Below are 9,703 nucleotides of genomic sequence, written 5' to 3'. Positions count from 1 at the left end.
GATATGTTAGTTTAAAGCTAGATTATACTGGTTTACTCTAAACCTCTATCATTTATCAGCTTAATCTTTATATTTCTGTTAATCTATATTTAAATTTTTAGGATTATCAGAAAGCACCTAGCTATCTCTGATCGAGAAAAAATGTGCTGTCGCACACCCTTAGACACATAACTCATGATTCCACCCCAAGGAGCTTTGACGTGGAAACTAATAAATCGTATGTTTGGTCACATGGAATACTCATTGCCGCAGTTTGTTTTTGCGCTAGTTTAAGCGTTGGCTTGGTAATGCCTGTCAATCCTAATACCTCGGAGGCTCAGACAAAACAAACTACGAACGTGAAGGAAACAGGAGCCAAAGTAGGAACTCAAAAGCGCATCGAGACTTTTAAGGCGGCGATGCTGACAAGTTGGCAAGAAGAAGCAAAAACAAAGGGATTTTCATATGATGTACCATCGCGCTTTCATGGTGCAGTTGTTGAGAGTGCAAAACTGACGAAAGGGGAAAAAGTGATTGCACTTACCTTCGATGATGGTCCTTGGGCTGGTTCTACTGCAGAGGTACTGGATATCCTGAAAAAAAATAATATAAAAGCTACATTCTTCGTTGTTGGACAGATGCTGAAGACTTATCCGGAGCTAGGGAAACGAATTGTAGCAGAAGGTCACGTTATTGGCAATCATACTTGGCATCATTGGTACCACTATTTTAACCCACAGGCAGCTGCCTATGAAATTGACAGCACAACAGACTTAATTTATCAAATTACAGGTGCGAGAACCACTTTATTCAGACCACCAGGTGGAATTATGCATAATGGGGTGGCTGCTTATGCTAAAAATAGAAACTACACTCTGGTTATGTGGTCTGCTGACTCCGTAGACTACAGTCGTCCTGCTCTGCCAAAATTAATTAGGAACGTCATGAGAAATTCCAAACCAGGTGGAATTGTATTAATGCATGATGGTGGTGGAAATCGCTCTAGAACTGTACAAGCTTTACCAGAAATTATTAGCAACTTTAGGAAGCAGGGCTATCGCTTTGTCACCGTACCAGAACTATTAGAAATAGAAAACCGAGAACTACAGTTGGCAGCAGCACAAAAGAGTAATACTAAATAATTATTAGTTACTACTAACCACTCATCATCATAAAAAATCAGTGCCAACGATGGAATTCGTCAGAAAATAACGTGTTCCAATATTTGGCTGCGGGTAAACATCCGTCCGGAATAGGGCATTAAATATTTGGCGAAGATTAAACTCGCGGCTGGTGAATGGTATTACTTGTTGGTTGCGAGTGACTTTTCGCGTGATGTGATCAAGCGATTGGTGTGCAACCGGGAAGCTTGACTTTGGCGATCACTTTAGCGCCCCACTGCTCAAAGTCGCTCACCACAGCCCCGAACCTCTGATTCGCTTAAGCCTGTTCAGCAAACAAGAGGGTAAGCAGTATACGGATGCTCGCCTACATTCCCTGTCACTAGGGCATGAATTTGAATTGCTAACTCCATTTTAAAGTCATTATCCTTTGGCTAACATTACAAAAATGTAATCCAGAAAACAGTCGGGCTGTTATTTTGAAGGGGGACAATGCCTCACCCCTAAAAGAACGTTGCACACAGAAACTTTTTTGGGTTTTTGTGTGCAAGTGGTGGATTTCCGCCTTCAATGACTATAAAGGCGGGGTGAGTTCACTAAACTGAACTAAGCTGTTTTTCTTCCACAGCTTGAGGATTAGCCTGTGGACTTTCCGCTTCAGAAGGCGGAACTAATTGCCAGAACTTAGGCAAGAACTCCTGCCAATTCTCTAGAATCATCCTCGCTTTTTGTGAACCAGTGCGTTCAGCATGAAGTTTGATTAACTCCTGTAGTTGTTTCTCGCCCGCCGGAGTGATAACCCGCTGGAGTTTAACAATTTCTCGGTTGACTAACTCAGGGAACAGACCATCTTCATCTAAGAAGTACGCTAATCCGCCAGTCATCCCGGCTGCGACATTGCGTCCCACCTTCCCCAGAACGACAACCACACCACCAGTCATGTACTCACAGCAGTGATCCCCAGCGCCTTCAATCACCGCTGTCCCGTTGGAATTACGTACAGCGAAACGTTCTCCGGCTAAACCTCTGGCAAATAAGACGCCACCCGTCGCACCGTAAAGACAGGTATTGCCAATAATCACGTTTTGTGATGGGTTATAAGTCGCATTTGCTGGGGGTTTGATGATGATTTCACCACCATTCATTCCCTTACCAACGTAGTCGTTTGCTTCACCTTCCAAGGTGAGAGTCATACCGGGAAGATTGAAAGCACCAAAACTTTGCCCAACACTACCTTTGAAATTTAGGTGAATTTGTCCTTCAAAATTATTGTCGCCATACTGGGAAGCAATGAACCCTGCTAAGCGTGTACCAACAGTTCTGTCGGTGTTAACCACTGCTACTGTTTTGCTAACACAAGAGTGGTTGGAGATCGCAGCTTGAATGTCTGGATCAGCAAGCAATTGGTCATCCAAAACTACGCCGTTGCTGTGGACTTGCTCATGTACTAGCCAAGTGCGATTTTCTCTGGTGTTTGGTAGTTGAAGCAAGCAATCTAAATTCAGCGCAGCTGTCTTATTTATATGTACGTCTTCTCGAAGCTTCAACAAGTCAGCACGTCCAGTAAGTTCTGTTAAGGAACGGTAGCCAAGTTTTGCTAACAGGCTACGGACTTCCTCAGCAATAAAGTAGAAGAAGTTGACGACGTGTTCTGGCATTCCGGTAAACCGCTTGCGCAGTTCTTCTTTCTGAGAAGCGACTCCCACGGGACAGTTATTGGTATGGCAAATTCGCGCCATGATACAGCCCTCAGCAATCATAGCGATCGAACCAAAACCAAATTCTTCTGCGCCCATCAATGCGCCCATCAGCACGTCCCAGCCACTCTTTAAGCCACCATCGACGCGCAAAATCACCCTGTCACGCAAGCTATTTTCCATTAGCACACGATGGACTTCAGTCAAGCCGAGTTCCCACGGTGACCCAGCGTGTTTAATAGAACTAAGAGGTGAGGCTCCTGTACCGCCATCGTGACCAGAAATTTGAATGATATCAGCGTTTGCTTTCGCTACACCAGCAGCGATGGTACCAATACCAATTTCTGCGACTAACTTCACTGAGACTTGAGCTTTCGGGTTAATTTGGTGCAAGTCAAAAATGAGCTGCGCCAAGTCTTCGATGGAATAGATGTCGTGGTGGGGTGGTGGTGAAATTAGTGTCACTCCAGGCTTAGAACGCCGCAACATCGCAATGTAGGGGCTAACTTTTGGTCCTGGGAGCTGTCCACCTTCCCCTGGTTTTGCACCTTGGGCGATTTTGATTTCAATTTGTTTGGCGCTCATCAGGTACTCTGGCGTCACACCAAAGCGTCCTGATGCAACTTGCTTGATCGCACTCGTTGCAGTGTCACCGTTGTGTAATCCTTTTAAGTGTGGTAAAGTTCGCGAGTGACCTGTTTGGTCTACGTCATCTAGGATTTTGTAACGCACGGGATCTTCGCCACCTTCGCCAGAGTTGGATTTACCACCAAGGCGGTTCATGGCGATCGCCAATGTTTCATGAGCTTCCCGCGACAATGCTCCCAACGACATCCCACCAGTACAGAAGCGCTTGACAATATCACTAACTGACTCTACCTCTTCAAGAGAAATGGGTGGGCGATCGCTTTGGAAATCCAGCAAGTCACGCAACGCTGTGAGCGGTCTATTTGCGAGATACTGCTTATAAACTTCGTAGTGGTCGTATTTCTTGCCATCAACAGCTTTATGAAGTGCTTTCGCTAGTTCTGGGCTGTTCATGTGGTACTCACCATTGGGACGGTAGTTGACAAACCCCAGATTTACTAGCTTCTTAGTCGTCAGTTCTGGGAAAGCTTTGCTGTGGAACGCCAGCACTTCTTGAGCGAGTTCATCTACACTAATACCACCAATGCGGGAAGTTGTCCCATAGAATCCCAACTCTAATAAATCCTGCCCAATGCCAATTGCTTCAAAGATTTGCGCTGCTTGATAGCTAGAGAGCAAGGAAATCCCCATTTTGGAGAGAATTTTGAGCAAACCACCTTCTACTGCTTTGCGATAGTTGGCGATCGCCTGCTCCAAACTAATTTTAGTGATTTTACCCCGTTCCATGAACTGTTGGGTTTTCGGATCAAACCACCAATCACGCACAGTCTCCAAAGTCATATACGGGCAAACAGCACCTGCACCGTAGCCAATCAGACAGGCAAAGTGATGTGTACTCCAGCACTGCGCTGTCTCGACAACGAGGGATGTTTTCATCCGCAGTCCTTCGCGGATCAGGTGATGGTGTACTGCGCCCACCGCCAGTAGAGGGGGAATATAGGTGTATTCAGTATCAATGCCATTACTTATCCTGTCGCTGAGGATGAGTATTTTAGCTCCTGCCCGCACCGATTCAGCGGCTTGTGCTTGTAAAGATTGAACTGCTGCTTTTAATCCTTGTGGACCTGCGGCGATTTCAACTCGGGTTGATAATTCTGCTGTCGCAAATCCCGACAACTTTATAGCCTGCAATTCTGCCTCAAGCAGCACTGGTGAATCCAGCTTGATTCTGCGGGCATATTCTGGCTTTGGCTGGAGTAAGTTACCGCGTTCACCCAGTTCTACCTTCAACGACATAACCAAGCTTTCTCTCAAGGGATCAATCGCTGGGTTCGTCACTTGAGCAAAACGCTGTTTGAAATAGTCATAAAGCAGGTGAGATTTTTCAGACAGCACTGCTAAGGGAATATCATCCCCCATGCAGAAAGTTGGCTCTTTACCTTCCATCGCCATTGGCTGAATCACCATTTCCACATCTTCTGTGGTGTAACCGAAGGCGACTTGGTGTTGCAGCAAGGCAAGTCTTTCAATTTTGTTTGTTGTGGAATGTCCATTCCCATTGACACCATTCCCATTAACTGGTTGTGACTCACCACTCACTAAAGATTTGAGTTCTTGGCGGTACTGGCGTATCCATTCGCCGTATGGTTTGCTTTTGGCAATGCGCGCCTTTATCTCCCAATTTTTCAGCACTTCTTGAGTTTCTAAATCCACGGCAATCATTTGCCCAGGACCAAGTCTACCTTTTTCCAGGATGTTGGCTTCATCTATATTTACCACTCCTGCTTCAGAAGCCACGACTATGTAGTCATCCTTGGTAATGCAGTAACGAGCTGGTCTTAAACCATTACGGTCTAGTGTTGCACCAACTTTGCGCCCATCACTAAACACCAACAATGCTGGTCCATCCCAAGCTTCTTGCAGACCACTGTAGTATTCGTAAAAATCAACTATCTCTGGATAATTACGCAACTCTGGCTGATTCTGATAAGCCTCTGGAACCATAATCATCAAGGCTTCCAATGGGCTACGTTCAGAACGCACCAGTAACTCGAACACGTTATCTAAAGTGGCTGAGTCGCTATTGTCTATGTAGACAAATGGTTTTAATTCATCAATGCGAGTCTCTTCTCCAGAGGCTGCGCCAACGCCCCATACTGGATGATCCAAACTGGCTTCTCGTGCCATCATCCAGTTGATGTTACCTAAGAGAGTATTAATTTCGCCGTTGTGTCCCAAAAGCCGCATCGGTTGAGCGAGGGGCCATTTGGGCATGGTATTGGTACTAAAGCGGCGGTGATACACAGCAAAAGCGCTTGTGTATGACGGATTTTTTAAATCGTCATAGAAGTCTCCCAATACTGCTGAACGCACCATGCCTTTGTAAACAATTGTGCGGCTAGACAAGGAGCAGATATAAAAGTCTTCTGACCAGTTGCTGTTGATAGTATTGCGAATGGCTTGACCAATGCGGCGACGGGTGATATAAAGTTGACGTTCCAGTTGATCACCGCTTTTGTCTTGGGAGGCTAAGAAAATTTGTTCAATTTGAGGTTGATTTTCTCTTGCTTGTACCCCTAGTAATGTTGGTTGCACTGGGACTACTCGCCAGCCCAATACAGTTAATTTTTCCGACTCTGCGATTTGCTCAACAACTGCACGTGCTGTTTGGGCTGCTTGTGGATCTTGCGGTAAAAATATCATCCCTACAGCAGTATTTTCAGTAGAGGGAAGTTGTATCCCGCGCGTTGCCAAATCTTGTTGAAACAACGTCCAAGGTATCGCGCTCAAGATTCCCGCGCCGTCACCAGAGTCTTGATCCGCACTACAACCGCCTCGGTGTTCCAAGCAAGTCAAAGCAGCCAACGCTTTTTCTAGTATTTCATGATTGGCATAGTTTTGGCGATGGGCAATAAAACCCACACCACAAGCATCTCGTTCTTCTACGAGCCACCTTTGTCCTTGATTGTTACACCCTGAGGAAGTATTTAACGATGTCATTTCTTGATTCATCCGTTTTTTATTCATAGACTGTCCCTGAGGCTTTGGTTACGATTTTTACGACTTCGTTGTTGGGAAAATTTTGCTAAATCAGAATGAAGAGATATGCAGAAAAACAGAATGACTGAAAATTAGGAAAAAAATTTTTAACTTCGGGTTTTATTTTGCTGACCCCGTGTTAAAATCATCTCGTTATTTTTGTGTTGATGCTGAGTTAAGGAGACGACTTTTGCCCCAGCAATGTTTTGTTTATAGTTCTATTCCTCAAATTCTCAGATTTTCGACGACGAAGGCTAGTTTCCAGGTCTAGCCTTGTGTTGCTTGCCTGAAATACATCTCAACATATGTCTTCACGACTTTTAAATCTACAATTATCGTTAATTTGGTAACAAAATCAGCGTATTACACTATAGACTCATTTGACAATTCCTATTCATCTATCCTATATCTCCTTAGGTTTTCTAAATTTTTAAGCTCCTTGTCGTCAATTGTGTTGTTAGCAGCATGATTTTACTTGCATTACAACTGTGAGCCAGCATGAAAAATCTCATCACTTTAGTTTTGGCAACTAAAGCTGCTGTGTATCACGAGCACTCGTGTCACCTAGCACTCGTCCTGATTGCATAGTTGTACTAGAACAAATTTTTTGGTTGTTTTCAAGAGATAAAAAGCCCATATATACAATATCACATCCCGTTCGAGAGCAAAACTCATGTCATTCTTTTTTGATTTTGATAACTAAAGTACTTAGCTTTTCTGTTAAAAGTGGATGACGGGTACGAGGTATTGAGTATATTAAGTTCTACAAAAATTTCCTTATACTCAAAAGCAATACCATTACAAGGCTGTGCCTGATAACGAGAGCGACAGCTATACCCTAAATTTAATGCTTGAAAAAATTGTTTTTACCAAGTAAATTGCGAATTATGGGAGAAGTACCAACTTCAAAATGCCAACAACATTGCAGTGCTACTGTCAATAAAAGCAATGGTAGGTATGTCACGATTTTCGTGTCATCAATACTTGTGACACTACTATGCTTAATAGCTACTGGTATGAATGCCAAAGCGCAGTTCTTGTTAAAAACTGACAAAGGGAAAGACAAACACAGGGACATAGAGACTTCTCCTCATTTCCTCGTCTCTCAACAGCAGTTTGCTCAAAAAAAGCAATCTCCACGGGGGAGTACTTCCTCTGTGAGTTCTTCTGAGCAACCATTACCTCCACCTCCTGCAATAGCCGGGGTAATTTCTTATGGTAACGAAATTTCTCTCAATGGTCGCATTTTTTCTGGAGCCTGGTTGCAGCAACGCGAAAAAACAGGCTCGTTGAGTATTCATTTAAGTGACGGAGCACTCAGGCAATTATTCGGGGTAGATTTCTTAGATAGCAGCAATCCAGACAAGCAACCAATACAGTGGTTTTCATCTCACACAAAACCACTAGTGTTAAGTAGTTTATTAACAAGTGGATATCGATATTTAGACGTTACGAATTTCGCAAAAACTGCCCAATGGCAGATGCAAGTCGTAAATAACACGTTAATAGTTACAACACCAAGCGCAAAAATCACAAATATTTCTCAGGAGAAGCAAGTTGTAGGCGATCGCGAAGCGCGCCCTACTGCCAACCCTGTTCTTCCAGAACAGGGTTCCCCGAATCGGAGATTCGGGGCAACCAGGCGTAGCCTGGTTGGGCAGTATACGGGCGATCGCATCATCGTAGCTTTAGATCGCCCAACTCTCTGGCAAATCACACAAGGGTTAAGCGTCAAAAAACCTCAACCTCAAATAGAGGAGGAGGGAAATTCCTCTACACAACTCCCCTCCTCACCCCCACGTTCTTCCTCCCCACCAAATAGACAGTGGATCATTACCCTTGATGGAATAGCCAACCCAGTGTTGGCAGAACGTTACACTCCTTCAAATACAGTAGGGGAACAAGACAATTCCAAATTCTCCTCTCCCTCATCCCCACCACTCATCCAACAGGTAGAAGTCGTCAACAACCAAACGATCATCCATCTGGGCGTTCCTGTCGGTTTAACTCCTCGGATCAGTACTGTAGCGAACCCCAACCGTCTGATCATTGAAATTCGACCCGATGCAATGGTGGAAAAAAATATTACATGGGCACCAGGGTTAAATTGGCGACAGCGGTTTGTAAACTTAGGTAAAGAACGCTTTCCTGTTGTGTGGTTAGAAATTAATCCGCGTACCTCCGGAATAAAATTAAAACCTATCAGGACAACGACTAACACCTTGGTAGGCACTGCTCCTTTGATTCAAACTGCACAACAATACTCAGCAGTCGCAGCAATTAACGGTGGTTATTTTAACCGTAATAATCAATTACCTCTAGGTGCCATTCGTCGGGATGGAGTGTGGTTATCAAGTCCAATTCTTAACCGAGGAGCGATCGCCTGGAATGATTCTGGGCAATTTTACATTGGTCGTCTCAACTTGGTGGAAGCTTTGGTAGGTAACAACAATATACAGTTGCCGATTTTGACTCTCAATAGTGGCTATGTTCAGAGTGGTATTGCCCGTTATACCACTGCGTGGGGAGCAACCTACACTTCCTTAACTGACAATGAAATCATTCTTGTTGTGCAGAAAAACCAGGTTATCAATCAGCTAACAGGAGCTAAAGCTGGTGAAATTGCCGTCCCAATACCACAAGATGGCTATTTACTAACATTACGCGGTAACGCTACGAGCAATGCTGCTACCTTACCCGTTGGCTCTTCTATAAGAATAACGAGTTCTACTGCTCCTACAGCTTTGGGTCGTTACTCCCACATTGTAGGAGCAGGACCACTGCTACTGCAAAATCGTCAAATAGTCCTTGATGGCAAGAGCGAAAAATTTAGCAACGCCTTTATCACTCAAAAAGCTATTCGCAGTGGTATATGTACAACAACCACAGGAAATCTGATTATTGCCGCTGTACACAATCGTGTTGACGGAGGGGGACCTACCTTAGCAGAACATGCCCAACTCATGCAGCTTTTAGGCTGTGTCGATGCTCTGAATTTGGATGGTGGTAGTTCTACTAGTCTTTACTTAGGAGGACAATTGCTTGATCGTTCCCCTAATACTGTTGCTCGCGTTCACAACGGTATTGGTATATTCTTACCGCTACCTGGAGTCCAGAGGAAGTAGTCTTAACGTTTAACAGTGAAGAAAACTTGTTTTGAAGGTAAAAGATCCAAGCCGCTACTTCGCTAATGCCACGGCGCGATTTTAATGATGGGAATTTCCCTGGTTGAGTCGATGGGTGGTATTATCCACCGCACCTCTCAGTTAGATCCGTACG

Annotated in this window: 3 protein-coding genes; 2 read left to right on the top strand and 1 reads right to left on the bottom strand. The window is 44.4% G+C overall.

The window, feature by feature from the left end; all coding sequences use genetic code 11:
• Positions 1-200 precede the first annotated feature (200 nt).
• Positions 201-1,121, top strand: coding sequence for a polysaccharide deacetylase family protein (locus DP116_RS23995; RefSeq protein WP_169157550.1), 921 nt, complete (start codon positions 201-203; stop codon positions 1,119-1,121).
• Between the two features lie 575 nt (positions 1,122-1,696).
• Here the strand turns inward: DP116_RS23995 and gltB are convergent.
• Positions 1,697-6,412 carry a glutamate synthase large subunit gene (gene gltB, locus DP116_RS23990; RefSeq protein WP_169157549.1) on the bottom strand — a complete coding sequence of 1,572 codons (4,716 nt, stop codon included), beginning with the start codon at positions 6,410-6,412 and terminating at the stop codon, positions 1,697-1,699.
• Between the two features lie 899 nt (positions 6,413-7,311).
• On the opposite strand from gltB, the gene DP116_RS23985 reads away from it, so the two are divergent.
• Positions 7,312-9,549 carry a phosphodiester glycosidase family protein gene (locus DP116_RS23985; protein WP_246275769.1) on the top strand — a complete coding sequence of 746 codons (2,238 nt, stop codon included), beginning with the start codon at positions 7,312-7,314 and terminating at the stop codon, positions 9,547-9,549.
• The last annotated feature ends 154 nt before the right edge of the window (positions 9,550-9,703 follow it).

Origin of the sequence: Brasilonema bromeliae SPC951 (assembly GCF_012912135.1) — a bacterium.
GTDB lineage: Bacteria > Cyanobacteriota > Cyanobacteriia > Cyanobacteriales > Nostocaceae > Brasilonema > Brasilonema bromeliae.
The sequence above is the reverse complement of the archived record's forward strand: the minus strand, read 5'-3'. Positions and strand labels throughout refer to the sequence as shown.